Source organism: Acinetobacter sp. WCHAc060042 (assembly GCF_003231195.1).
Taxonomy (GTDB): domain Bacteria; phylum Pseudomonadota; class Gammaproteobacteria; order Pseudomonadales; family Moraxellaceae; genus Acinetobacter.
The window spans coordinates 17910-44496 of the sequence record NZ_QKVN01000003.1; the positions used below are offsets into that span (position 1 = coordinate 17910).

The following is a 26587-nucleotide window of genomic DNA, read 5'->3' on the forward strand; positions in this document are numbered from 1 at the left end:
TAAAGAGTAATTTTATAATTATGATTATTCTAAAATATGAAACAAATACTTATTTATGCCGCAATCGCCAAACGTGAGGCAATCGCAGATACTTCAGCGCTAATGATCGAACGTGCTTCTGGTGCACAGCGCCCACAGCATGTGCCGAGGTCTAGCATCTCGCGGACTTCACGATAGCTTCCCGCACCATTTTCGACGGCATCTTTAATATCTTGATCTGTAATACCACGGCATAAGCACACGTACATTTCAGCAAGCCACATGAAATAAATAAGATAAGTGATATTATTGATAATTGTTATCGTTTGTCAATAAAAATCATTTGGAATTCCATTCGTTTTTATTGAGATTTTGGATAAAAAAAAGCCACTTGATCGGTGGCTTTTTTTTGAAATCATAACTTATTGATTAATAATTACAATGCCATCCATTTCAACGAGTGCATTTTTAGGTAAGCTCGCCACGCCGAGTGCAGCACGTGCAGGATAGGGCTGTGCAAAATATTCGCCCATAATTTGGTTAACGAGTTGGAAGTTTGAAAGATCGGTTAAAAAAATATTTAATTTAGCGATATCAGCCAGAGTTCCACCTGCTGCTTCACATACGGCTTTTAGGTTGTCAAAAACACGACGAATTTGCGCTTCAATGCCTTCAACCAATTCCATACTATACGGATCTAAACCAATCTGACCAGAAAGATAAAGTGTATTGCCGACTAGAATCGCTTGTGAGTAAGTGCCGATTGCAGCAGGGGCATTTTCAGTATGAATTACTTGGCGGGACATCGTGTTCTCCTATTATCATTCACCATCAATCATAGCTTAGATTGGCATTAAAATGTGCAGATTTAAATAATTAACTCGCAACTGAGGTTTCAGAAAGGCTGACGGGTTGAGCCAGTCGGCTGATGCGTGGGAAGCCAAAATGCATGCGTAAATCGCGGATAATTTTGGCAATTTGCTTGCGGTTATGCACGACCACATTGACATAGGTTTTATCATCTTGGTTGCGAACCATCTCTACCCCGATTTTTTCTTTACGACATTGGTAGATTAGATCGGAAATTTGCTCATCATCCATTGCCATATTAATGAGTAAATATGCAGTGAAACTAATTTCTTCTTCGTTTTCATTCGTCCATTGTAATGGCATGATGTTTTCAGGGTGCAGATGTTGTTCATGTAAGAGGTTGTGGCAACGTGCTCGATGGACAATCAGACCACGACGGGATAGGTGTCCTTGAATTGGGTCACCGAGTACAGGATTGCAGCAATGTGCATATTTAACATCGACTCCCTCAGTACCTTGGATCAGTCGATCAGACTCTTGTTGCCCTTGATCATGTGCAAATAAATGATTCGCAACCAGTTGTGGTAATAAATCACCTACGGCAATTTGCTCAAACAGTTGGTCTTTAGTTTCGATATGACGCCATTGTAGAAGCTCTAACCAGTCGGCTTCAGTTAAGTCTTTGATGGAGACATTAAATAGCTTTAAGGCACGATTTAAGGCTTGTTGACCCACCAAGCGTTGTTCTTCGATATCTTGATCGCGCAAAATATTTTGCAAAGCACGACGGGCTTTTTGCGTGTTGACAAAACTCAGCCAGTCAGGGTTTGGGGTGGCTAAGACATCGGTGATCACTTCAATCACTTGGCCACTGTGCAATGGTGTAGAAAGGGGCTTGGTTTCCCCATTAATTTTTGCACCTACTGCATGGTTACCTAAAAATAAGCTGGCAGAGTAGGCAAAATCGACTACTGTTGCTCCTTGCGGTAATTCATGTAAATGACCTTGTGGAGTGTAGACCCATATTTTCTCTTGATGTAGATAGTCGAGTAATTCACTAAAGGTGGTCTTAGCACAGGCACCATCAATTAAGACATTTAAGTTCTGCATTGAGGCTTGAATTGCAGAGCGGCAAGCTTGTGGTGCACTGTCACCAAGCACCACGCCAAAACGCGCAGCTTTACGCATCAGTTCTGTTTGAATGGTTACTGATAGTGTCGTATTTTCACCTTTCAAACGTAGTAGTAACGATTGGTTACCACCAGGGAGCGGTTTGCGAATATGGTCTGCAAAATGCAAAACTTGAAAACTCTCACGCAACACCTCGGCTAAGCGGTCGCAGTCTGCAATGCTATTTAAAATGATTTCAAAGGCATGGCTGTGGGTGAGTTCATGTAGATCAATGTCATTTTTGACAAAGTGGCGCAGTAGTTCAATATTGTTATTTTTCTTTTTAATACGACCTGAAATTTGATGGGTTTTCAGTAATTCGGTTAGATTATGTTCCCATTTACTTTGATATTCACAGCGTTTGGGTTTGGTTTGTAATAAAGCCTCTTGGACATTGTTATACATATCGAGATCGAGGTTTTGATAACACAGATGTTCGAGGTTATCGCCCATCTCATTCATACCAACAATACGTGCCATTGGAACAAAAATATCAAAGGTTTCTTGGGCAATACGTGCGCGTTTGTCGGGGCGCAGTGCATCCAAGGTGGTCATGTTATGATAACGGTCAGCCAGTTTAATAATAATGACACGAGGATCTTGTAGTGTTGCTTGCAGAATTTTACGGAATGAAGCCGCTTTATTATATTCTTTATCGCTCGACTGGCTGAGCTTAGTGACGCCATCGACAAGCTCTGAGACGGTTTTGCCGAATTTCTCAGCAATATCTTCTTTGCTAAAATCAGTGTCTTCAATGACATCATGCAAAAGTGCAGCCATGAGTGTTTCTGCGTCTAGACGCATATGCGCTAAAATACAACTTACGGCTATCGGATGTAAAATATACGGTTCGCCACTTTTACGGGTAATACCATCATGGGCAATATCCGCATAATCACAGGCCGCAAGCACACGCTCGACATCGCTTTCAGTTAAGTAAGCATCGATAATAGTTTTGAGCTGTTGTTTAGCTTGGCTGACCATTGGGCCTGGCATAAAACACCTTTAAGACGTAGCAATTACAAGAAAATTTTACTGATCATCTAATGAAAAACATATTGCATGAGTTGTCAATTTTTTCATTGGAATAAAAGCAAAAAAGATACACCTAAACCACGATGAATCTTATCTTCTAGTTATAACGTGTATTGCAGAAATATAAAAGTTATCCAATAAAAAAGCCTAGTTAAAAACTAGGCTTTTAAACGATAAATTTTTCTTATTGGAAAGAAAAACCATCTAAATTCAAATTGTTTGCAGAAAGGGCAAGATCAAGACTCGAAGTTTGGTAGTCTTGCTCACGTTGTTTCAAAATATCTTTAGAAACATGACCTACTGCGATTTCACGTAATGCAACAACAGTCGGTTTGTCATTGTCCCACTCAACAGTAGGTTCAATGCCTTGACGTGCCAATTGACGCGCGCGTTTGCTTGCCACTAGTACAAGCTCAAAGCGGTTGTCTACATGGTCTAAACAATCTTCAACGGTTACGCGTGCCATAAGAGTTCTCGTTATGAATGGGAAAATAAAACAGACTGTGCAGTATAAGGCGCTTTGTCTGTAGACTCAAGTTTTAATCACTTCTCTACAGGGGTGATCAGTTCAGAAATCATTTTTTGATGACGATTGGCTTGCTGAGAAAGAACAAGACGATTGGCAATAATCACAGACTCAAGATCGTGCAGGGCTTTATTAAAGTCATCATTAATAATCACATAGTCGAAGTTGACATATTGTTGCATATCTTCAACCGCACAGCCTAAACGACGCTCAATCACTTCAACCGAGTCTGTGCCACGGTTCGATAGGCGTTGACGTAAGTCAAATTGGCTTGGTGGTAAAATGAAAATTTGTTTAGATTCAGGAAAAAGTTTACGAACTTGCTGTGCACCTTGCCAGTCAATTTCCAGTAGGACGTCATGACCTTTGGCCAATTGTTCTTTCACAGTGGCTTGTGCTGTGCCGTAGTAATTACCAAAGACTTCAGCGTATTCAATAAATCCACCTTGTTCAACCAATGCTAAAAAGTTGTCTTTTTCGGTAAAGTGGTAGTGAACACCATCAAGTTCGCCGGGACGTTGCCCACGTGTAGTATGAGAAACAGAAACGTGAAGATTCGTTACACGGTCAAGGAGGGCTTTTACGAGGGATGTTTTGCCTGTTCCTGAAGCTGCAGAAACGACAAACAAGAGACCCGACATGATATTTTTCCTGATATGATAAAATATCTTCTCTATTTTAGAGCAGACAAGGTTTAAACGAAATAGCTAGGCGTCACTTTGTTTGCATTTATTTTATTAGTTTCCGCTGATTGAAAAGTGGTATCGAGGAACATATGGAAATTGTATTGGCCAATCCACGTGGTTTTTGTGCAGGTGTTGACCGTGCGATTGCCATCGTCAATCGTGCACTTGAATGCTTTAATCCGCCCATTTATGTCCGTCATGAAGTGGTTCACAACAAATTCGTTGTGGATGATTTACGTCAACGTGGTGCAATTTTTGTTGATGAACTAGATGAAGTGCCAGACGACAATATTGTGATTTTTAGTGCGCATGGTGTTTCGAAAGCAGTACAGATTGAAGCTGAGCGCCGGGGTTTAAAAGTTTTTGATGCAACGTGTCCATTGGTGACCAAGGTTCATATTGAGGTGACCAAATATGCTCGTGAGGGAGTGGAGGCCATTTTAATCGGCCATGAAGGTCACCCCGAAGTTGAGGGAACCATGGGTCAATACGACCTAAAAAATGGTGGTGCAATTTATTTGGTGGAAGATGAAGAGGATGTCGCTGAGCTTGAAGTTAAACACCCTGAGCATGTGGCTTTTGTGACACAAACCACGCTGTCGATTGATGATACTGCTAAAGTGATTGATGCTTTGCGTAAAAAATTTCCTGAGATTCAAGGACCACGTAAAGATGATATTTGTTATGCGACTCAAAATCGCCAAGATGCGGTGCGTGATTTAGCGACCCAATGTGATGTGGTGCTCGTGGTTGGCTCACCAAATTCGTCAAACTCGAACCGCCTGCGTGAGCTTGCAGAGCGTATGGGTAAATCGGCTTATTTGGTTGATAATGCAGAGCAACTCCAACAAGCATGGTTTGAAAATATTGCTAAAGTTGGGGTTACGGCGGGCGCATCTGCACCTGAGATTTTAATTAAACAAGTCATCCAACGGTTACAGGATTGGGGTGCAACCCCACCGCAAGAGTTGGCTGGACGTGAAGAAAATATTACCTTTAGTTTGCCAAAAGAGTTACGTATTGCGGTAACTCAAGCTTAAAAGGAGTATTAGTTAACATTCTAATTTTATTGATAAATTGACAGATGATTGCAAATTGGCAATCATCTGTTTTTTTATGCCTTTTATCCTGTATTGTGTTGGTTGTGTAAAGAATTAGAATATGATTTTAAATAGGGTGAAGTTTTGTTGCCTTGGGGAGGGAGTATGCAAAAGAGATATAAAGGATTCACCTTAATTGAGTTGATGGTGACAATTGCGATTATGGTAATTATTGCTACGATGGCAGCTCCTTCTTTTATGCAACAAGTCAGAAGAATCCAACTCAATAACGATGCTCACGAAGTTATTCAGCTTGCTATTGAAACTCGCTCAGAGGCAATTTTTCGAAAGCAGGATAGGCAAATTATTTTGACTTCTAGTGCTGGTTCTGCTTTTAAGAATTGGCAACCTTCTGAAAATACAAACTGGGTAAGCTCAGCCACTCCAGATGCTATGACATATAATTTTTTTGGTTATTTAATCGAAGATGCAGATTGTGTGATTTTGGAACATGCAAAGGACAACGCGTTGCGAGCAGTGATTCGTTTTAATAAGAATGGTTCTGTTATCTATGACAAGACCGCTACAAGTTGTGCTTGATGAGAAAAATGAAAATGATAAAAAAAACTCAAACTGGCGTGGGCTTAGTTGAAGTCATGGTTGCTTTACTTTTACTTGGTGTTGCAGTTCTAGGTTTTATTGCTTTGCAGGTTCGAGCAATTTCAGCTAGTGAAGAAGCAGGGCAAAACGTACAAGCAATGAACTTAGCAAGAGACTTATCAGAGCGTATGCGTATGAATAGGGAAGGATTGTTATCTTATGAACCTTCATCAAATACTCCTGCTGCTTGCGATGAGACGCGATATTGCAATCCAACAGATATGGCGCATTTTGAATATGCCCAAGTTGAAGAAAGGGCCGAACAGCAAGGTATGGCGATTAATATTTTAGATTGTCAGGGCGTTAATAATACCTTTAGGCGTAAGTGTATATATGTTGCTTGGGGTAAAACGGAAGCAACTGATGCATCTAGCACTTCATCTTCCTCCGACGCTTCAAGCGATGAAAGTGCGGCATGTACCAATGGAACATCTTATGAACCAAATGCACAATGCGTAATCATGGAGGTTTATAACTATGAGTAAATCTGCCCAACAAGGTTTAACTTTATTGGAGTTAATGGTTGCATTGGTATTAGGGTTATTAATCGTTGCTGCTGGCTTAGCTGTTTTCTTGAATGCACAAAGATCAATGGGTTTTCAAACTAGCATGGGGGACATACAACAAAATGCTAACTTTGGGTTATCAATGCTTACGCAAGATTTACGGCATGCAAATCTCAATACGCCTTCAGCACAGAGAGTAAATAATAAGCTGGTCGGTTCGGGTATTGTTTTTGTAAGTGATAATTTACCTGAAAATGTTAGAGATGATACGGAGGATCTTCTAACAACTCAAGGAATCAGTGAGGATGCGACTAAAGAGGATGAGAGTGATCAAATTACAATGCAATTTATGCCTGATGTCAGAGGCGATGATCAATTTGATTGTGAAGGAGCTGCAATGGTTGCTGGTAGGACGTATGTTTATCGTTACTACTTAGATAGATTGCCAAATAATCAGCAAATCCAAGGGAGTTTGGGCCGTTTTGGACTGTATTGTGATGCAGGGTATTATGTGGATAGCTCCAATAGTGTCGTAGGACTAGGCGAGAATGGTCAGCTTATTATCCAAAATGTAGATGCTTTTAAAGTCCGTTTGTTGGTTAAGAATCCTGATGGAAATTTACGTTATACGACAATAAATGTTTATAGAAATTCATTAATGCCAACATCTATTGTAGATGAAAGCGTCTATATCAATGTTGTTGGAATTGAGTTGGGGTTATTGGTTACTTCGGCCCAATCCATTGGTACAGATGCTTCAATGAATACCAGAACTGAATATACAATTGCAGGTCAACCAGTTGAATTGAAAGATAATGCAAATAATGGCAAATATCTTAGACAAGCAATTACTCAGTTTGTGGGCCTAAGAAATACTTTGGGAGCAGAATGATGAAAAAGCAATTAGGTTCAGCTTTGATTATTGTACTTGTTATTTTGGTGCTCGTCACTTTAATTGGTACATTCGCGATTCGTTCAGGTATTTTGGGCTTAAAACTAGCAACAAATAGTCAAATCCAGTCTTTGTTATTAGAAAGTAGTAATTCTGCACTATTTAACTTGGAGGATCCTTCTCAGGTTAAGCGTCAGTTAGCAAGTGATGGAATGTATTATTATTTTGACATGAGTGAAAATGCTTCAGATGAGTTGGTTTTTTGTTATAGAGCATCGCAAAGCCAATTTTTTTCTATGAGCAATGCTAGTGTCATTGATTCATCAGGTGGGATTACGAAAAATGGTGTTGGTGGGTTTTGTAAAGCGAATGAGTTTGCTACTGGACGTTCAGCCATTCTATCGCAAGTATATTTAAAGAAAACAAATCAAAGTAATTCATCACCATTGTCAAATTTACCTTTAGGTTCAAGTGTTGGGGCGAATGAAACACCAGCAACTTTAAATGATATTTCAGCAACGGTTGTTTCTGTATTACCTAGCTTTGCTGATGCATCGGACGCTGAAATTCAAGAGTGTTTTAAACACAGAGCCTCTACGGTTAAAGAATGTTTTCAAGAGTTGAATATTCCTTTCAATATTCAACATGCAGACTATAAGGTTGGTGCACAACCTAAGCTGAAGTCATAAGTGCTAGGGTGTTGAGGAGTAATAAAATGAAAAAGTATAGCTATACGGCACTTGCTAGCATGGTATCTATGAGTATGACACTAATCGTCTGCCAAAGTGTTACACATGCCAGTGATATAGAAATTTATTCAAATTCTACGAATGGAAAAACAACAATTTCACTCATGTTGGATACTTCAGGGAGTATGTCAGTTGGTCAAGTTGGTAGTAGTGCATGTGATATTCCAAGTGGGTCTACAGGGACAGTAACAACAGGAAGTGTTTCATCAGTGACAACCCCTTCCTATACGCGAAGCTATTGTGAGGTTGGTGGCGGAGATGAAAGACGTTATTACTTTAAACGAAGTGCTCGATTAAATAATAACTATACTTGGTACACCTGTGTGGATATTAATGGTAGTACTGACAGAGGACAATGTAACCATGGTATAGCAACTACCCCGAACGTAGATGATTATACAGCTCGAAGATTTAATAGTAATGGTAATGCCCAAAATTGTAATAATAATAATGAGTGTTTTTACTTTAAGGATGTAACGATTAGTGGCAAGATTTATTATGATCGTTTGACGCGCCTCAAAGATGCAATTTTTGCTTTATTGGACAGTAATCTAATAGATCCTACACGTGTATCTATCGGTGTTGGTAATTTCTCAGCACAAAGTGAAAGTGATAATGTCTATACCAGTGCGGACGGCTCTTCTGGCAAAATGTTGGTACCAGCAGCTCTTTTAAATACAACTCAAAAAAATCTTATAAAAACAGCTGTTGCAGATTTACGTGGCTCTAATGGTACTCCAACTGCAAATGCATATGCAGAAGTTGGTGCTTATATGTTAGGAACAAATACTACAACGACTATTACAGGTATGCGGGAAGAGTATGTAAGTTCTGGAACAGATGGTTGGGGGCGAACAGTATTTTCAAAATGTGCGGGTTGGTCTGGATTTTCGTGCAATTCATATAATGGTAATCTTGGCACTGTTATTGGTTCAAGTGGATGGAGTACCCAGCAATGTGCATTAGGCTGGTCACCAGTAAGAACTTGTCTAGTGCAAAGTACAACTTCAACTGCGGCTAATCTGGGTTATAGTGGATTCTCGAAATCAGTAACCTCTTCTAAAACCAGTACAAACTATATTAGTCCATTATCAACAACAAGCACCCAATGTAATGGACAAGGTATTTACTTTTTAACAGATGGTGAACCGAACAGTTCGCCAGTGCCTGAGCCGTTAATGAAAGCTGCTTTAGGTACTAATGGTTCAAGTTTTAGTATTCCTTTAACAGGAACTTTACCAAATGGGTCACAAGCTGGTCATGGTATGCCAGCTGTAGGCGAGTTTGCGAAAGCCTTACGAAGTAAAACAAGTAACCCAAAAGGCATGGAAATTAAAACAGCTGTGGTGGGCTTTGGTTCGGTTTTTGATGTTGATAAGCAGGCTGACTTAGATAAACCCGAAGTTGACCGTGTGATTCGCTCTTTAACAGATGCTAAGGGGACTCTCAGAGAGTATTATAATTGTTCAAAAATTCCAGTTGATAAGGTTGACGCGCGAAATGCATGTAACTGGGGTGCGCGCTCACACACCTCCCTACCAAATGTTGGTGGATTTGGTGAAGGTGGATTTTATTCAGCCCAATCTTCGGATGATATTATTACAAGTATTGTGAAGTTCTTAGATGAAGTAAAACCAGAATTTGATCCTGTTGTCACAGGTAGTCCGACTATCCCTGTGGATAGTTTAAATCCAACGACAGTATTACCATATGCTTATTATTCTTCGTTTATTCCAAAACCTCAAGAAAGCACTCAGTTATGGGTGGGCAACTTAAACAAATATAATATTTTCAATGGTCAATTATATAATGCCGATAATACAATTAAATTAATTAAGAGTGATGGCTCTATTGATAGGACTGCTGTCGGACTTTGGGGGGATGGTGTTGTTAGTCGTTTGCCACTAAGGACGGGTATAGAAGATGAGGTGCAATTTACGCAGCGTAAGGTATTTACTAATAGAGCAATTGAAGGAACCACAACACCTTATACGGTTGTTTCCCAATCTAATAATTTAGTTGAAGTCAGTTTAGATTCATTATTTAGTGAAACAAATAATACCGATGATTCTGGGCTGTTGAAGAATGATCCTGACAAAAATTATTGGCTTAATGTATTGGGATATAATGTACCAATTGGGGAAAATGTGTCACGTGATCGTTTGACTGAAAAGCCTGAGTTAAGACAGTTAGGGAGTGTAATGCATTCAACTCCAATTCAACTAACACAAGAAGGGCGAGTGTATCTAGATAAAAATAACCAAATTAAAACGGAAAAAAGAAAAGATTACCTTCTGTTTGGTTCAACTCAAGGCATTTTGCATGTTGTTGATAGCGCAGGAAAAGAGGTATTTGCCTTTATTCCAAATGAAATTATGGAAAGACAGAAGGTTGCATTTTTGCCAGAGTCAAGTTCTACAGGTGGAAAGAATAATCTTTTTTATGGGGTAGATGCACCTTGGACTGCATATACAAAATATGTTTCCAAAGCGGATGGGACGTTGACGGTACAAGATTCAGGTCGACTCCTTAATAAAGATGATGAAGAAAACGATCAGACCATTAAAGGATTGCAATGGATTTATGGTGGTTTACGAATGGGGGGGTATAGTTATTATGGTTTAGATTTAACTTATGTATTGAAAGCTAAGTTAGATGAATCTAATCCTGCATCTGCCACACAACGGCCAAAATTAATGTTTGTTATAAACCCTAAAGCAGAAAATGCGTCAGAAGCTTTACAGCGCATGGGACAAAGCTGGTCTAAACCAACAATTACGCATGTGAATTGGAATGGTGAAAAGCGCTTGGTGATGTTTGTAGGCGGTGGGTATGATCCGATTTATGAAGATCCTGCTGCGAATCCAACATCATCTTTAGGGAACGGCGTTTATATGTTTGATGCAATGACAGGGGAACTACTCTGGTGGACTAGTTCAGAAGCTAGAACAGGTGCGACACAACAAACGATTAATACTGATTTGAACTACAGCGTTGTATCTCAAATTAATATTTTAGATAGAGATAGTGATGGTTTGGCTGATCATTTGTATTTTGGTGACTTAGGAGGGCAAGGTTTCCGTGTGGATATAAATAATGCAAAAGATGCAGACGTTTTTTCACCACGTGTGGTGACCTTATTTAAAGAAGCCCCTGAGGATCAATTAAAACCGCGCTTTTATGATATGCCGAGTGTTTCGATTCATCTTTCAGGTGGGAAATATTTTGCCGCAGTTGCCTTTAGCTCAGGAAATAGAAGTTCGCCATTAGCAGGTTTAGCAAATTCAAATACTGCAAGTGCTAGAGATGGGCTTTTTGTTGCATTTGATAATGATGTCGCAAAATCAACTTTATTTGATGATGATGTGACCCTAGACTCTGAAAATCTAAATTTAGAAGTATTGAACTTAGCTACTGGTGTACAACATAGTGATACTAATGGCTTTAAAGCAGGGTGGAAATATTATTACTCAAATAATAATGGTGAATATAAAGGTATGAACGGTCTTTATGCTTTAGATTCAATGTTATATGCGAATGTGTATCATCGAGATGGGGTTGGTATTGGTGGTAACTGCGGTGCAGGTGTAAAAGGTGACTCATATTTATATCAATTTTGCTTACCTACAGGGCGTTGTAGCTTTTATCTTGCCGCAACTACTGAACCGAATCGAGTGAAACTCGGTGGAGGGATTTTAGGTACTGGTGTTGGTCAAGGCTATTTAAATCAGGATGGTACACTTGGATTGGTTGTCAATCGAGATCCGAAAGATTGTGAGTTATCTGCAAATAAAAATAAACCAGAGTGCCAGTTGTTTGATAATAGCTCAAGATTAAAACAAATGCGCTGGTATGAGACACAGTAGGTAAAGCTTATGAAAAAAGAATTGGGTTTTACTTTAATTGAATTGATGATCGTTCTGGTAATAATCGCAGTTTTTGCTGCGATTACTGTGCCTAGTTATCAAGCCTATATTCAAAAAAAAGACTTAGCCATGGCGAAGCAAGAAGCTTTGAAAATAGCCAGTGAATTGGAGCGTTTTAAGAATAAGAATTTTAGTTATAAGGGGTTTGACGCAACTTATATTTACCCAAGTTATGATAATGCAAAGGGTGAGCTCTATTTACCTGTTGGCAGTGATGAAAGTGATGCGAAATATAAGCTAACGGTTGTTGATCTGGAAGTAAAGGATAGCTTATCTGATAATTCTTCTACAGTTTTAGGTTTAAACTGGGCAATAAAAGTTGAGAGGGTTACTGAAGATGGCGGTACGACATTAAAACAGCCTAAGAATTATGATCTATTACTTACTAGTACGGGTATACGTTGTATGACACGTACAGCTGATATGGTAAAAGATTATGAAGGATGTGGAGAGGATAATTATGAAAAATGGTAAATATGCTGGCCTGACATTAATTGAACTCATGATCGTTGTTGCGATTATTGCAATTCTAGCCGCTATAGCTTATCCCTCTTATACATCTTATAGAGTAAAAACAAATCGTGTGGATGTTCAAGCTCAAATGATGAATATTGCCCAGCGTTTACAGAGCTATAAATCTGTAAATCATAGTTATACTGGAGCAACTTTAGCAGGTCTTGGTATTTCAGCTACATATCCAAATAGTGGTGAATATACTTTAAATTTAGCGATTGATGCGGATAATCAAGGGTATTTATTAAAAGCAGAGCCAAATAGTTCGACAGTTCAAAAAAACAATGGTGAGATTTGTTTAAACCAAGACGGATTTAAGTTTTGGCAAAAGGGCAGTGATTGTGATGCTGGAAACCTAAGCAACCAATCTTCTTGGGACACTAGACATTAGGTAAATCCCAAATTCAAAATTGTGGATAAACAAATTTTGATCTTTCTTTCGCTCTAAAGATAACGTAAAATACTGCCCTCTATGAAAGGGGTTTGAAATGTATCGGTGGTCGATACAGGGATAATCCGTAAAAACTATAAGGTTGTATCATGGTAGTTATTCGTCTAGCACGCGGTGGTGCTAAAAAACGTCCGTTCTATCAAGTTATTGTAACTGATAGCCGTAATGCACGTGACGGTCGTTTCATCGAACGCATTGGTTTCTTCAACCCAACAGCTCAAGGTAAAGCAGAAAAACTTCGTTTAGATGCTGACCGTTTTGCGCACTGGGTTGCTCAAGGTGCTCAACCATCTGAACGTGTTGCTTCTTTAGCTGCTCAAGCTAAGAAAGCTGCAGCTACTGCATAATTTTTGATTAAGTAGTAGGTAGCCCATGACACCAACACAGAATGTTCCTGAAGATCGTATTCAGATTGGACAGTTGCGTTCAGCATATGGATTAAATGGGTGGCTCTGGATCTATTCCAATACAGAACCTATGAGCAACATTTTTGACTATCTTCCTTGGTATATTGAGACCAAAGAAGGTTGGCAAACAGTTGATGTAAAACGTTGGAAACCACATGGCAAAGGCTTGGTTGTTGCGTTGAAAGGTGTGATTGATCGCACTGCAGCAGATAACCTAGTTGGTGCAAATGTATGGATTTCAAAAGCGCAATTACCTCAAGCTGGCGTGGATGAGTTTTACTGGTCTGATTTGAAAGGCCTAACAGTGTTAGGTTTGGATGATGAGGAACAAGAAGTAAATCTCGGTAAAATCCATGAGCTGTTTGAGACTGGAGCGAATGATGTCATGGTGGTTCACGCAACACCAGACAGCATTGATCGCGAAGAGCGCATGATCCCATGGCATAAAGATGTGGTACAACGCGTTGATCTCGAAGCTGGTCGTATCTACGTTAATTGGGGCGTGGATTACTAACTATTTTTGGAAATACGGGGGTCTGCGATGTTTTTTGCAGTCATTACGCTTTTTCCTGAAATGTTTGAAGCGATTACAGCCTACGGTATTAGCGGGCGTGCAGCAAAAAGTGATTTAGTACAAGTGACTTGTATTAATCCTCGTGATTATGCTGAGGGCAACTACAAACGAGTGGATGAACGTCCCTTTGGTGGTGGTCCAGGTATGGTGATGATGGCTGAGCCTTTGGCGAAAGCGATTCAACATGCCAAAGAGCTTGCAGTGCAAGCAGGTGCAGTTCATGTTCCTGTGGTGTATATGTCACCGCAAGGAAACACCTTAAATGAGCATGCGGTACAACAGTTTGTCGACTATGATGGATTGATTGTGTTGTGTGGTCGTTACGAAGGGGTTGATGAGCGTCTGATCCAAAAATATGTAGATCAGGAATGGTCCATAGGGGATTACGTTTTGTCAGGTGGAGAGCTTCCTGCGATGGTTTTATTGGACAGTATTATTCGGAGACTTCCGGGTGCAATGTCTGATGAACAGTCTCATGTGCAAGACTCATTTGTGGATGGTCTTTTGGATTGCCCACAATATACCAAGCCAGACCATTTTGAAGGTTTGGATGTCCCTGAAGTCTTAAAGTCGGGACATCATGCCAATATTGAGAAATGGCGGTTTTTGCAGCGTTATCAACGAACCAAAGCACGCCGACCTGAGTTGGTGGAGAATGTTGAGTTGAGCAAGCAGCAAAAGAAATGGCTAAAAGATTTGGATACTCAATAAAAGTATCCTTTTAATAGGCTCTTTATGCATTGAAGTGGTCAGGCATAAAGAGAAAGCTAATCGGGTCTATGCGTTTTAGCCTCTATACCCAGTGGATCTCAGACCTCTTCTGACCCACACATATTGGAGATACCCCATGAGCGGTAAGCATCCTTTAGTACAAGCTGTAGAAAATGCACAGCTTAAACAAGACATCCCAGCTTTTGCACCAGGCGATACAGTAATCGTTCAGGTTAAAGTAAAAGAGGGTGACCGTGAGCGTCTTCAGGCATTTGAAGGTGTTGTAATTGCGAAGAAAAATCGTGGTTTGAACTCTGCGTTCACAGTACGTAAAATTTCAAGCGGTGTTGGTGTTGAGCGTGTATTCCAAACTCACTCTCCAATCGTTGCTAAAATCGAAGTGAAACGTCGTGGTGACGTTCGCCGTGCTAAACTTTACTACCTACGTGAGTTGTCTGGTAAAGCTGCACGTATTCGTGAAAAGTTACCAGCACGTAAACAAGGTTAATTTTAACTTTGCTTATTTGCTAAAAAATGCGCCATTAGGCGCATTTTTTATGTTTAAGTGTTACAGTCCTTGAAGTTTTAAGCGATTAGCATGTTGACGATAGACATCAACAGGGTCTGGAGCAAAAATAGAACGTAAACCAAAGAACTGGTTAATGACATCTAAATGGTTCCAGTTATAGTTATCGCGAACTGTTTTGCCATACTTTGCACTACAGCGTGAGACCAAGCCATCGTTATCATTTGGTGCTTGCATGAGTAAACCTGTTGCACCTAATAATGAGTCTGGATCAAGAATGTTGGTTAATGTTGAGTTCCCCGAAAAAGAATAGAAGTAAATTCCTTTCTCCATGGCCGTACCTTCGCCACAGCTTGTTTTTGGCATACCTAAAGCATATTTTTGTGAAAATGCTTTTGATCCTGCTTGACTTAAACTTTTTCCTGCACCAAGTGCGTCATGTGGTAGAGAGTTAGGGTCTTGTTGCTGTGCCCATACAATCGCCTTAGATCCAAAATTAATCAGCGCCACCAATGGCTGTTCCAATGGGGTTCCTTGTGCAGAAATAATCAGATCTGCAACAGGAGAGCCTTTTAAAGGGCTGGAAATAGCCGTTGCTGAAGCAATTTTATTGGAAGCAACATTGGAGACATAGGCAATGCTATGCCCACCATGGCTATGACCAAGCAAATTAACTTTAGCGGCGCCTGTAATGGCTAAAACTTCATCAACTTGTTGCAGTAGTTGCTCGCCACGAACCTCAGACGTGTTAAATGGAGAAACCCGTGTTGCCCATACATTTGCACCGTTACGGGCTAGGTCAGGCAAGATTTGATACCAATAATCCACACCCAGCTCATCCGTACCTGCACGAATCCAACCTCCCATGCCATGTGCAAAGACTAAAGGATATTTGGTCTTTGCGTAGCTAGAGGCAACATAGCTTGATTTAATTTGCGAAGCAGCCGCATGAGTTTGTGTTGCGGTCAGTGCGTAGGTCGATAGCAGTCCAGCTATCAATAGTCCATATTTCATTGATCATCCTCATTTTTTATTTTTTTGGCGACAATTTAAGTTGTCAAGATGAGTATAAAATGTGCGCTGTCACAGCGGGAAGAAATCCGATTAAATTAAGTACAATTTGTAACTGGATAATTCATAAAGCGCTTCTCTTCAAAACGCATGGGGTTTGAAGAGAAGCATATAATTAAAGACCTTGAAGTTTTAAACGATTGGCATGTTGACGGTAAACATCGACAGGGTCGGAGCTAAATAGGCCGCGTAAACCCATCACTTGGTTGACTTCATCTAAATGATTCCAATCATAATCATCACGAATGACTTTACCAAAGTGTGTATTACAACGGGATACCAGCCCATCATTGTCTAAATTACCATATGCTAAAGGTCCTAATAGTGAGATTGCACTATCTGCGACATCTAAAATATTGGTGACTTGTGAAGTACCAGTCCAAGAGTAGTAATACACGCCATTACTTGAAGTTGCACCACTCTTATTACAGTCTGAGGCAAGTGCTGTGGTTGGGTATGTTTGATTAAAAGTACTAGACCCTTGTTCACTAATAGATGTCAGTGATGCGGTTAAGTTGCTTTTTAATGATGGATTGTTTTGACCATAGGCAATTAATGGACCAATAATATAATCCGCAGCAAGACTGAGCAGTTGTGTTCCACCTTCATTGGCAAGAAGTTTATCTGCTACTTTCGAACCACGGAAAGTTGCTCCAACACCTGTAAGAGATGCTACATATTGCGGTTTGACTGCCTCAATATAGCGGATGGTAGGCCCACCATGACTATGCCCAATCAAATTAACCTTGTCTTTTCCAGTAATGGCAATCACTTCTTCAACTTGTTGTAGCAGTTGTTCACCACGTACTTCAGTCGATTCAAGCGGTGAAATTTGTGCAGCAAAAGTCGTTGCGCCATTTCGAGCTAAATCGGGTAAAATTTGATACCAATAATCAAGCCCAAATTCTGCAACGCCCACACGACTAAAACCAAACATCCCGTGAGTAAAGAGGAGGGGATATTTTGTTTGTGCATAGGTACTTTTTACGGTTGCCGTTACCGTTTGTAGACCTGCGTTTGCTGTTGTTGAGCCGAGTCCAATACCTGCAACCAAGCTGAGTAGTGTCATTGTTTGTTTCATTATTTTCGTTTTAAACATTTTTTTCATCCTGAAAAAAGTCGTGCCGTACAGATTTATTCTGCGTAAGGGAGTTTTCCCCCTGAATCATGAGTGGTTTCAAATGCTCCTAGTCGAAGTTGTTCTTGGGAATTGCTAAATTGTTGATCTCGAAGTTGTTGGATGGCTTGCTGTTGAGCACTTTGGCTCATGTTACTTTTTAAAATACCATCACGTTTTTCTAAGTAACTATTGACCCGAGATTTCCAGTTACCGCGATCTTGGTCAAGTTGCTCGAGCCGTCCTGTAGCTTCCACACCGACCAGATTGATGCGCATTTGACGTAGCTCTTCTACAGACCCGCCACGGGCTTTAATCTCTGAAGTGAGTTTGCGCAAATCTTCGAGTTTAGAAAGTTGTTCTAAATTCTCTTTCCAATCTTCTGGCAGTTGGGCAAATAATTCCTTCAGTTTTTGTGCTTTTTGTACTTCGTTTAATGATTTATCTGCCATGATGCTCATGCGATTTAAGGTGTACTCATGGTAGATATTTTCAGCACCAAATAAGCCTTCAATTTCATAGTCTGAAAAAAACTGGCTACGCAAGTTTTTCATGAGACCAAAAATCTTACGGTAATATTCAGGGTCTTCTTTACTTAGACTTGGCTCTTTTAAGCTGCCCAGTTGCACACGGTAGTTTAGATAGCGGCTCCAGAGGTCTAAGATCTGTTTTAAAGCAGGTTCCTTATAGCCTTGCTCTATATAGGCTTTAAAATCTTGTTTAATTTGGTCAATATTTTTTTCACCGTACTGGGTAATAAAATATTCAAAGCAATTTCGTGTTTGCTCATTCACAATCAAATGATTACTTGGATCGAGTGCAAGTTGGCAATTCACTTCAGTGTCTTGCTGGCTATTGCTTACAAAAGGGAGTGCTGTGGAGGATTGTAATCCTGATTTGGTCAATGCTGCACTCATATCATGTCCTGATGAGCGCATGGTGCTTTGCTCGTTGCTTGAGCCATCTGTAGCATTTGGCGCAAGCCAAATTAAAAAGCTAAGCACGACAATAACGATGACTGCGAAGAGCAACCATAATTTCTTTTTTTGCATATCCTATGCCTAAACGTCCATATTGTATTTTTTATGATGTTCATATGACTGAACATGTTTTATTTTGCAATGAGAATGCAAATAAACAACAGAAAAGTTGTAAAAACTGATGAACGGTTGATAGTATGACGACAGCTTTAAGACATGTGTATGTTATGAAATCATCTACTTCAAAAATCCAGCGCCGTGCAGTCAATGGGGTATTTTTATTGAATAAACCTCTGGGGCTGAGTTCAAATGCGGCACTGCAAAAAGTACGTTGGTTGTACCGTGCGCAAAAGGCAGGGCATACAGGAGCACTTGATCCATTAGCGTCGGGACTGTTGCCGATTTGTTTGGGTGAGGCAACCAAGTTTTCGCACTTTTTGTTGGACTCTGTGAAGCGCTATCAAACTACAATCCAACTAGGTCACAGTACCACCACAGGTGATGTGGAGGGCGAACGGCTGTTAGAGCAGGTTGTACCTGAGTTAAGCGAAGAGCTGATTGAAGCCATTTTGGCTCAATTTATGGGTGATATTCAGCAAGTACCACCGATGTATTCCGCTTTGAAGAAAGATGGGCGTCCTTTATATGAGTTAGCTCGTAAAGGAATTGAGATTGAGCGTGAGTCACGCCCGATTACGATTTATGCGATTGAGTTGCTTTCATTCACAGCAGAAAGCTTAACCCTTGATATTACTTGTTCCAAAGGCACATATATTCGTGTTTTAGGCGAAGATATTGCGAAAGCATTGGGTACTTATGGTCATTTGACTTATTTACACCGCATTAAAACGGGTCATTTTGATCTGATTCCAAGCTATAGCATCGAGTATTTAGAAAGTTTGTCTGAACAAGAGCGTGAAGCACTGTTGTTACCTGTGTATGCTCCTGTAGATCATTTCCCAAAAGTACAAGTTCCAGAAGGGCGCAGTGAATACTTCAGTCGCGGTATGGAAAGTAATATTGAGCATACAGCAGAAGCACAGGTCTTGGTTTTCGATGGAGAAAAATGCTTAGGTTTGGCTGAAATTACCGAGAAGAAAAGATTGGTTCCTAAACGTGTTTTAAATCTATAATTAAAATATATCACTTGGTAAAAAGGAAAGGGTGTGGATATTGACATTATTATCAGTCTGATCTTTTTTGCCTTTTGTGCAGGGGCAATTGATGCTGCTGTTGGTGGTGGCGGGCTGATCCAAATTCCAGCCCTGATGAATGCTTTTACTTCTATGGCGCCTGCAACTTTATTTGGCACTAACAAATTGGCGGCAGTCGTGGGAACAGCGACTTCCGCAGTCTCTTTTGCACGTAAAGTCCGCTTTGAATGGAAACTTTTAGCAGTAGTCGCAGTTTGTGCAGCGATCAGCTCATTTGGTGGTGCTGCCAGTGTTGCGATGATTCCGAAAGAAATTTTACAGCCTTTTGTCTTGGTCATGCTGATTGTGATGGCAGTATATACCCTCATGAAAAAGCAATTTGGACAAGTCCATATGGCACAACAGGTTACACCGAAAATTTTGCTTTTAGCAGGTGTTGGTAGCCTAGCCATTGGTTTTTATGATGGCCTGTTTGGCCCTGGTACGGGTAGCTTCTTTATTTTCTATTTTATCCGATATTTACGGGTCGACTTTTTACATGCAGCAGCACTGGCTAAAATTGGTAACGTAATGACCAATTTAGCTGCTTTGAGCTTCTTTATTCCCTCGGGTCATGTGCTCTTTGTCGTTGGTGGTTTCATGGCGGTGGCGAATATGATCGGATCAATTTGTGGTGTAAAAATGGCGCTGAAATATGGTAGTGGCTTTATCCGTATTTTATTCCTCATCTTAGTTACGATTCTGATTTTAAGGCTCAGCTATCAAATGTTCTTTATGTAAAGACACAGCAGATTCATTCAAACTTTTATTACAAAAAGCGTGCAGACCATGACCTGACTTTTCATTTTTTTTGTTTAAGATCAATAGAGCGTGCTTAACGCTGTGTAGAGATTCTTTGCAAAAAAAAAGAGATGTTTTAGCTTGAATTGGACTGGAGCATAGAATGAATATATTTGAAGCTTTAAGAGAAAGTCATGTCATACAACGCGATTTGGCAGAACAATTGTTAAGTACCTCGGGCGATACGCCAGAACGCCGTGAGCTATTTGAGCGCCTCAAAAATGAATTATTTGCTCATGCTGTTGCAGAAGATCGTTATTTTTATATTCCTTTAATGATGACCGATTCAGGCCTCAACATTACCCGTCATGCTTTGGCAGAGCACCATAAAATGGATGAGCTATTGGAACAACTGACCGAGACAGCGTTCTCAAATCCAAGTTGGTTGGCAATTGCAAAAAAACTATCGGAAACTGTACATCATCACTTACAAGAAGAGGAACATGGTTTCTTTCAGCAAGCCGGAAAAATTTTAGCTGACACGCAGAAGATAACACTTGCGGAGCAATATCGGCGTGAATATAGAAAATATAAAAAAATCGACAAAGACAGCTTGGTCTAAGGTTGTTTTCAAATAAAGTACGATTGTGATCTTTGCTGATTTAGACACTTTCATCTGTATCAGATTTAGCTCTAAATGTCACGCCGACAGAGGCCACCATAATGCAAAGCAACGCTAAGGTTTGCCACAGGCTAATTTGTTCTTTGAGTAACAACCAACCAGCCAAAGCGGCTAAGGCAGGGGATAAACTGGAAAGAGTACCGTAGCTGAGTTTACTCAAGCGTTTTAAGGCCATGAGGTCTAGGGCGTAGGGAATTGCGGTTGCCAATAGGGCAATCAATAAGGCTTTGGGCCAATATTCGGTTTGCATCAAGGCTGTTGGATTATGTGAGGCACTGATGGGTAACAGCAATAAAGCTGACATCACAATTGCAATACTGAGAGCATGCATGCCGATATTTTGACGGACGACTTTTTGCCCAAAATAGATATACAGTGCCCAGCAGGCTCCTGCCGACATTGCAAATACTGCGCCTAAGAAAGAAAAATTACTGGCGTTAGCTTGATGCCACGGCACCATGAGTGCAATGCCTAAAATGGCCAATCCGACCCAAATATAATCACGTTGTTGCTTGATCGACAGTAGTGCCAAAGTCAGAGGACCTAAGAACTCTAAACCGACGGCAATACCTTGAGGAAGTCTACCTAGCGAAGCGTAAAATAAAATATTCATGAGGCATAAAGCTGCTGTATAGCTGAGTAAATCTTTCCATTTTAAATGCGGTAGGCGTTTGATAATGCTCCATGAGCGGAACATCAGCACAATTAAAATTGCGGCAAAGCACAGTCTAAGGGTCACCACGGTGAGGGGATCCAGCACTGCAATCAACTGCTTGGCAAAAGAAGCACTGATTTGATAGGACAGCATGGACAAGACCATGAACATCACTGCCATCAGTTGAGAATTAGGCATCATGCATGCATCAGGTCATGGTGACCTGTTATTTTAAGAAGGTGGATTAGTATAGCGATTTCGCTCTGCATGGGGATGCGAAATCAGCTGAATTTTTTTAAATGCAACAACATGAATTTAAAAATAATGTCTACGCAGGCATGATGCTAATTTTTAAATTCAAATATCACTAAAGACCTTCACTGTGTGATTTGACGTGCTTTTTGCGCGGTATATGTACAACCAATGGATGCCATGATAATGACACTCAAGGCAAGCCACTGAGACCACAGCAGTTTCTCACCTAAAAATACAAAACCAGATAGTGCTGCAATCGCAGGCTCTAGGCTCATGAGCGTGCCGAAGCTTAAAGCGGTTAAATTGCGCAGTGCAATCATTTCCAGACTAAACGGTAAGGCGCTGGCTAAAACAGCTAAGGCAATAAAATAAATTAGATTTGAGGGTTCAAAGACATTTGTAGGTAAACCACTGAACAGAGCGAGCGGCATTAATATCAGCATACCGACAAACATGCCTAAGCATACGGTATGGTTGCCTGAAATACCCGATGGGCGCTGTCCCGCCACGATATACAGTGCCCAACATGCACCTGCACCTAGTGCAAATACAATCCCAAGAAGGTCTAAAGGTTGAGCTGCTTGGTCGAAAGGAAACAGTAAAACCAAGCCTAAAATAGCTAGCCCGACCCAAACAAAGTCAAAGCGTTGTTTGGCATAAAACAGCGCGACACTGAGTGGGCCAATAAACTCAAACGACACTGCAATGCCGAGCGGCAGGCGAGCAATAGATAAATAAAACAATAGGTTCATGCCTGCCAAAGCAAAACCATAGCTGATGATGGCCTTGTATTTAACTTGCTTAAAGTCAATCTGCCAAATTTTAAACAGTACGGCCAAGATGATTGATCCCAACAGCAAGCGCATAGCTGAAACGGTTAAAATGGGAAATTGATCGAACAAGACTTTGGCCAGTGAACCACTACTTTGCAAGCTGAGCATTGCAATTAGCAATAAAAAGGTCGCTTGGAGGTGGGGAGTGCTTTTTAGATTTGGCATTATTAGAATACTAGATAGGGAAGTGAATACTTGGAAAAAGTAGCGGAGTATGTGCTCAGATTACACATAAAATTTTAACAAGTATTCAAAAATAAAAAAACCACAGCTTGGCAGCTGTGGTTTTTAAATATAGTTGAATTAGAACAATACGCGAACGCGGATTGTGCCTTCAACGTCTTGTAGAGTATCTAACGCTTCTTGAGATGCAGTTGCGTCTACATCCATCACCAAGTAACCGACATCACCTTTGGTCATGAGAGATTGACCTGAGATGTTGATGCCGTGCTCAGCAAACAAGTTGTTGATTTTTGACAACACGCCTGGCACGTTTTTATGGATGTGAAGTAAACGGTGTTTGCCTTCAGTCAATGGTAAAGCGATTTCTGGGAAGTTTACTGCAGATAAAGTCATGCCTTTATCTGAATAAGAAACAAATTTCTCAGCCACTTCTAAACCAATGTTCGCTTGCGCTTCCATGGTTGAACCACCCACGTGAGGGGTTAAGATCACGTTTGGAATGTTACGTAGTGGAGAAACGAACTCTTCACCATTGGCTTTTGGTTCTTTCGGGAATACGTCAACCGCAGCACCAGCAACATGACCTGATTTCAAGGCATCTGCTAAATCTTCGATAAGTACGCATGTACCACGTGCAGCATTGATGAAGATTGAACCTTCTTTCATTTGTGCAAATTGGTCTTTACCGAAGAAGTTGCGTGTAGACGGAACGTCTGGTACGTGCAAAGAAACCACGTCAGCATTTGCAAGAAGTTCACCCATAGAACCGACTTGACGTGCATTACCCAAAGGCAACTTGGTCACTGTGTCGAAATAGATCACTTTCATACCCATGCTTTCAGCAAGCACAGAAAGTTGTGAACCGATTGAACCGTAACCGACGATCCCTAAAGTTTTACCACGCGTTTCAAACGAACCAACAGCTGATTTGTTCCAACCACCTGCATGTGTATCTGTTGATTTTTCAGGTACACGACGAAGAAGAAGAATTGCTTCAGCAAGTACAAGTTCAGCCACTGAACGTGTATTCGAGTAAGGTGCGTTAAATACTGGAATACCACGAACCATCGCAGCATTTAAGTTCACTTGGTTGGTACCAATACAGAAACAACCGACCGCGATTAATTTATTCGCAGCTTCAAACACTTCTTCAGTGAGTTGTGTACGGGAACGAATACCAATGAAATGTGCATCTTTAACCGCTTCTTTCAACGCTTCACCCTCAAGCGCAGTTTTACGATAGTCGATGTTGGTGTATCCGGCAGCATTTAGTGTGTCGATTGCGTTTTGGTGAACGCCTTCTAACAACAAGAAACGAATTTTATCTTTAGGAAGTGAAAGATGTTGGCTCATTACGGCTCCGCTACAAAGGCCAAATTTAGTGGCGATATAATAGCACGTACCGCGCTCGATATACATTTCCTTTATACAGACTCTATTGGGTATTTTTAGTCGCTATAGTGCGTAAAAAAGGCTTTTTGGTCTAATTAAATTAATCATTTCAAAGGTATCCTGAATAAAACAGCTTTTTCTGCGGGAAACAGAAAAAATGCCTTATAATATGACTCCGTGAAAATAACTCAGTTGCGCACTGCTACTGAAATCCTCACGAATTGCCTAAGCTTTAGGGTATGCAAAGACTGAAATCAAACACTTTCCCTGCATAGAACCCTAGCGCCACAAACAACTTGTTTACTTCTTGCAAGGTCTGAAAACGATGAATGCTCCAGTCGCTTTAACCCCAGAGTTATTGACCCAATTGACAGCAATTGTAGGTGAAAACCGCATTAAAACCGATGCGGATAGCCTTGAAAATTGGGGACGCGATCATACCAAACATTTTGATCCAAACCCGTCAGTCATCGTTTTTCCATCGAGCACAGAACAAGTGCAAGCGGTTGTAAAACTTGCAAATGAGTTTAATGTTGCAATTACACCATCGGGTGGTCGTACTGGCTTATCTGCCGGTGCAGTCGCTGCCAATGGTGAAATTGTGGTGAGCATGGACAAGATGAACCAAATCTTGGAATTCTTCCCAGCAGACCGTATGGTTCGTGTCCAAGCAGGTGTGGTGACTGAACAGCTACAAAACTATGCGGAAGAGCAAGGCATGTACTACCCAGTGGATTTTGCTTCTGCGGGTTCGAGTCAAATTGGTGGAAACATTGGCACCAATGCTGGCGGTATCAAAGTCATTAAATACGGCATGACGCGTAACTGGGTACTCGGTTTAACTGTAGTCACAGGTAAGGGTGATGTGCTGCGTCTAAACAAAGGCATGATCAAAAACGCAACGGGTTATGCACTACAACATTTGTTCATTGGTGGTGAAGGGACACTGGGCTTAGTGACTGAAGCAGAAATCAAACTGGAACGCCAACCGCAAGACCTTCAAGTAATGGTATTGGGTGTACCTGATTTTGATGCTGTAATGCCTGTATTGCATGCTTTCCAAGCCAAAATTGACCTGACTGCATTTGAGTTCTTTGGTGAACTGGCAATGCAAAAAGTGTTGGCAAATGGTCATGTGCAACGTCCATTCGAAACTGAATGTCCATTCTATGTATTGTTAGAATTTGAAGCGCCATTTGAGCCAATTATGGACAAGGCGATGGAAATTTTTGAGCACTGTATGGAACAAGGTTGGGTACTAGATGGCGTGTTGAGCCAAAGCCTCGATCAAGTGGAAAGCTTATGGCGTTTACGTGAAGACATTTCTGAGTCAATTGCACCATTTACACCGTACAAAAACGATATTTCAGTTCTGATTACGCATGTACCTGCATTTATTAAAGAAATTGATGCGATTGTGGCAAGCAACTACCCAGACTTTGAAATCTGTTGGTTTGGCCATATTGGTGACGGGAACTTACACTTAAATATTTTAAAACCTGCGGACTTAAGCAAGGATGAGTTCTTTGCCAAATGTCAGGTGGTGAATAAATATGTCTTTGAAACCGTGAAAAAATACGACGGTTCAATTTCTGCTGAGCACGGTGTCGGTATGACCAAAAAGCCATATCTTGATTACACCCGTTCGGCGGAAGAGATTGAATATATGAAGGCATTGAAGCAAGTTTTCGATCCAAACGGCATTATGAACCCAGGTAAATTATTCGACCTTTAAGTTCGAATTGGGTTTCAAAAGCGCATTCATCGTGATGCGCTTTTTTTATGGTTGATGGGACTGAATTACATTTGCTAAATAGTGTAATGGTCACAAAAAAGGCATGATGGACTGATAAATAATGAATTTTGGGTGGGATTTATGTTGCGTCTTATTTTAGCTTCAGCCGTATGTGTGGGATTATTGTCAGGCTGTGCGACGACGAAAGAGTTAGTAAATAAAGTCGGTTCGTCAGATACACCGTTGGCTCAGGTACTCAAAGAGCGTCCAGATTTGCGTAATGAGCTAGCTACGGTTGAGATCCGTCAATACTTTAATACAGTTGAGTCCCCGACTGCGGCAGAAGTCAAAGTGACAGAAACAGGGTTGTTAGATGATTCGGTAAAGTCGGTGCGTACCGTGTATAACTTTAAATTGGTTGGTGGCGACTGGGAAAAAACTGCGACGAAAACCTCTTACCAATGTGCGCGCGGTAAAAACACCAAGAACTTCCAAACAGCAAAATGCTCATAATAAATCTTTGATTTATGGTTGAACTTTAGGCGAGTCTGCCTCATAAAAAGCGTATCGGTTGATGCGCTTTTTTGCT

Annotated in this window: 28 protein-coding genes; 17 read left to right on the top strand and 11 right to left on the bottom strand. The window is 40.7% G+C overall.

What is annotated here, in order from left to right; translation table 11 throughout:
* Positions 1 to 53: 53 nt before the first annotated feature.
* The 5 genes from DPG01_RS01855 to gmk all read right to left on the bottom strand — a co-directional run bounded on the left by DPG01_RS01855 (position 54) and on the right by gmk (position 4161).
* A complete protein-coding gene (locus DPG01_RS01855; RefSeq protein ID WP_010327639.1) occupies positions 54 to 248 on the bottom strand; it encodes a bacterioferritin-associated ferredoxin in 195 nt (64 codons plus the stop codon).
* Positions 249 to 401: 153 nt separating this feature from the next.
* Positions 402 to 785 carry a RidA family protein gene (locus DPG01_RS01860; RefSeq protein WP_004691470.1) on the bottom strand — a complete coding sequence of 128 codons (384 nt, stop codon included), beginning with the start codon at positions 783 to 785 and terminating at the stop codon, positions 402 to 404.
* A 70-nt stretch (positions 786 to 855) separates the two neighbouring features.
* Complete coding sequence (locus DPG01_RS01865; RefSeq protein ID WP_086209030.1) at positions 856 to 2955, bottom strand: RelA/SpoT family protein; 2100 nt, start codon at positions 2953 to 2955, stop codon at positions 856 to 858.
* 223 nt (positions 2956 to 3178) lie between these two features.
* Positions 3179 to 3460: a DNA-directed RNA polymerase subunit omega gene (gene rpoZ, locus DPG01_RS01870; protein ID WP_086209029.1), complete on the bottom strand. Its 282-nt coding sequence runs from the start codon at positions 3458 to 3460 to the stop codon at positions 3179 to 3181.
* Between the two features lie 77 nt (positions 3461 to 3537).
* Positions 3538 to 4161 (bottom strand): guanylate kinase, encoded by a 624-nt coding sequence (gene gmk / locus DPG01_RS01875; protein ID WP_086209028.1) that lies wholly within the window; start codon positions 4159 to 4161, stop codon positions 3538 to 3540.
* A 134-nt stretch (positions 4162 to 4295) separates the two neighbouring features.
* Between gmk and ispH the strand changes: the two genes are divergently transcribed.
* The 12 genes from ispH (at position 4296) to rplS (ending at position 15143) form a co-directional block, all read left to right on the top strand.
* Entirely contained in the window at positions 4296 to 5246 is a 951-nt protein-coding gene (gene ispH / locus DPG01_RS01880) for a 4-hydroxy-3-methylbut-2-enyl diphosphate reductase (protein WP_110974032.1), read from the top strand.
* 165 nt (positions 5247 to 5411) lie between these two features.
* On the top strand, positions 5412 to 5846 hold the full coding sequence (locus DPG01_RS01885; RefSeq protein WP_110974033.1) for a pilus assembly FimT family protein: 435 nt from the start codon (positions 5412 to 5414) through the stop codon (positions 5844 to 5846).
* Between the two features lie 17 nt (positions 5847 to 5863).
* Positions 5864 to 6391 carry a type IV pilus modification protein PilV gene (gene pilV / locus DPG01_RS01890; protein ID WP_110974087.1) on the top strand — a complete coding sequence of 176 codons (528 nt, stop codon included), beginning with the start codon at positions 5864 to 5866 and terminating at the stop codon, positions 6389 to 6391.
* Positions 6384 to 7304, top strand: a complete 921-nt coding sequence (locus DPG01_RS01895) for a PilW family protein (RefSeq protein WP_110974034.1) — start codon at positions 6384 to 6386, stop codon at positions 7302 to 7304. The genes pilV and DPG01_RS01895 overlap by 8 nt, the downstream gene beginning before the upstream one ends.
* Positions 7304 to 7993 (top strand): pilus assembly protein PilX, encoded by a 690-nt coding sequence (locus tag DPG01_RS01900; protein WP_110974088.1) that lies wholly within the window; start codon positions 7304 to 7306, stop codon positions 7991 to 7993. The genes DPG01_RS01895 and DPG01_RS01900 overlap by 1 nt, the downstream gene beginning before the upstream one ends.
* 26 nt (positions 7994 to 8019) lie before the next feature.
* Positions 8020 to 11919 (top strand): PilC/PilY family type IV pilus protein, encoded by a 3900-nt coding sequence (locus DPG01_RS01905; protein ID WP_228156954.1) that lies wholly within the window; start codon positions 8020 to 8022, stop codon positions 11917 to 11919.
* A gap of 9 nt (positions 11920 to 11928) precedes the next feature.
* The gene (locus tag DPG01_RS01910) at positions 11929 to 12453 is read left to right on the top strand and encodes a type IV pilin protein (RefSeq protein WP_110974035.1); all 525 of its coding nucleotides are present in this window, start codon (positions 11929 to 11931) and stop codon (positions 12451 to 12453) included.
* Positions 12440 to 12883 carry a type IV pilin protein gene (locus tag DPG01_RS01915; RefSeq protein ID WP_110974036.1) on the top strand — a complete coding sequence of 148 codons (444 nt, stop codon included), beginning with the start codon at positions 12440 to 12442 and terminating at the stop codon, positions 12881 to 12883. The genes DPG01_RS01910 and DPG01_RS01915 overlap by 14 nt, the downstream gene beginning before the upstream one ends.
* A 149-nt stretch (positions 12884 to 13032) precedes the next feature.
* A complete protein-coding gene (rpsP, locus tag DPG01_RS01920) occupies positions 13033 to 13290 on the top strand; it encodes a 30S ribosomal protein S16 (protein WP_004718284.1) in 258 nt (85 codons plus the stop codon).
* Between the two features lie 25 nt (positions 13291 to 13315).
* Complete coding sequence (gene rimM / locus DPG01_RS01925; protein ID WP_086209020.1) at positions 13316 to 13864, top strand: ribosome maturation factor RimM; 549 nt, start codon at positions 13316 to 13318, stop codon at positions 13862 to 13864.
* A gap of 27 nt (positions 13865 to 13891) precedes the next feature.
* On the top strand, positions 13892 to 14635 hold the full coding sequence (trmD, locus tag DPG01_RS01930; RefSeq protein WP_086209019.1) for a tRNA (guanosine(37)-N1)-methyltransferase TrmD: 744 nt from the start codon (positions 13892 to 13894) through the stop codon (positions 14633 to 14635).
* A gap of 136 nt (positions 14636 to 14771) precedes the next feature.
* Entirely contained in the window at positions 14772 to 15143 is a 372-nt protein-coding gene (gene rplS, locus DPG01_RS01935) for a 50S ribosomal protein L19 (RefSeq protein ID WP_004974529.1), read from the top strand.
* Positions 15144 to 15203: 60 nt separating this feature from the next.
* On the opposite strand, the gene DPG01_RS01940 is transcribed toward rplS, so the two are convergent.
* From DPG01_RS01940 to DPG01_RS01950, 3 genes are all read right to left on the bottom strand, one after another.
* Positions 15204 to 16175 carry an esterase/lipase family protein gene (locus tag DPG01_RS01940; protein WP_086209018.1) on the bottom strand — a complete coding sequence of 324 codons (972 nt, stop codon included), beginning with the start codon at positions 16173 to 16175 and terminating at the stop codon, positions 15204 to 15206.
* Positions 16176 to 16347: 172 nt separating this feature from the next.
* Positions 16348 to 17313: an esterase/lipase family protein gene (locus DPG01_RS01945; protein WP_228156955.1), complete on the bottom strand. Its 966-nt coding sequence runs from the start codon at positions 17311 to 17313 to the stop codon at positions 16348 to 16350.
* A gap of 53 nt (positions 17314 to 17366) precedes the next feature.
* Complete coding sequence (locus DPG01_RS01950) at positions 17367 to 18401, bottom strand: lipase secretion chaperone (protein ID WP_110974037.1); 1035 nt, start codon at positions 18399 to 18401, stop codon at positions 17367 to 17369.
* Positions 18402 to 18556: 155 nt separating this feature from the next.
* Here DPG01_RS01950 and truB point away from each other — a divergent pair, with 155 nt between their 5' ends.
* From truB to DPG01_RS01965, 3 genes are all read left to right on the top strand, one after another.
* On the top strand, positions 18557 to 19462 hold the full coding sequence (truB, locus tag DPG01_RS01955) for a tRNA pseudouridine(55) synthase TruB (protein WP_086209016.1): 906 nt from the start codon (positions 18557 to 18559) through the stop codon (positions 19460 to 19462).
* Positions 19463 to 19495: 33 nt separating this feature from the next.
* Positions 19496 to 20263: a sulfite exporter TauE/SafE family protein gene (locus DPG01_RS01960; RefSeq protein ID WP_110974038.1), complete on the top strand. Its 768-nt coding sequence runs from the start codon at positions 19496 to 19498 to the stop codon at positions 20261 to 20263.
* A gap of 163 nt (positions 20264 to 20426) precedes the next feature.
* Entirely contained in the window at positions 20427 to 20885 is a 459-nt protein-coding gene (locus DPG01_RS01965; RefSeq protein WP_110974039.1) for a hemerythrin domain-containing protein, read from the top strand.
* A 40-nt stretch (positions 20886 to 20925) separates the two neighbouring features.
* On the opposite strand, the gene DPG01_RS01970 is transcribed toward DPG01_RS01965, so the two are convergent.
* From DPG01_RS01970 to serA, 3 genes are all read right to left on the bottom strand, one after another.
* Positions 20926 to 21798: an EamA family transporter gene (locus DPG01_RS01970; RefSeq protein ID WP_110974040.1), complete on the bottom strand. Its 873-nt coding sequence runs from the start codon at positions 21796 to 21798 to the stop codon at positions 20926 to 20928.
* A 179-nt stretch (positions 21799 to 21977) separates the two neighbouring features.
* Positions 21978 to 22853: an EamA family transporter gene (locus tag DPG01_RS01975; protein WP_110974041.1), complete on the bottom strand. Its 876-nt coding sequence runs from the start codon at positions 22851 to 22853 to the stop codon at positions 21978 to 21980.
* 138 nt (positions 22854 to 22991) lie between these two features.
* On the bottom strand, positions 22992 to 24224 hold the full coding sequence (gene serA / locus DPG01_RS01980; RefSeq protein ID WP_086209011.1) for a phosphoglycerate dehydrogenase: 1233 nt from the start codon (positions 24222 to 24224) through the stop codon (positions 22992 to 22994).
* Between the two features lie 364 nt (positions 24225 to 24588).
* On the opposite strand from serA, the gene DPG01_RS01985 reads away from it, so the two are divergent.
* Positions 24589 to 25998 carry an FAD-binding oxidoreductase gene (locus tag DPG01_RS01985; RefSeq protein ID WP_086209010.1) on the top strand — a complete coding sequence of 470 codons (1410 nt, stop codon included), beginning with the start codon at positions 24589 to 24591 and terminating at the stop codon, positions 25996 to 25998.
* Between the two features lie 141 nt (positions 25999 to 26139).
* Positions 26140 to 26511, top strand: a complete 372-nt coding sequence (locus DPG01_RS01990; RefSeq protein ID WP_087527330.1) for a hypothetical protein — start codon at positions 26140 to 26142, stop codon at positions 26509 to 26511.
* Positions 26512 to 26587 lie beyond the last annotated feature (76 nt).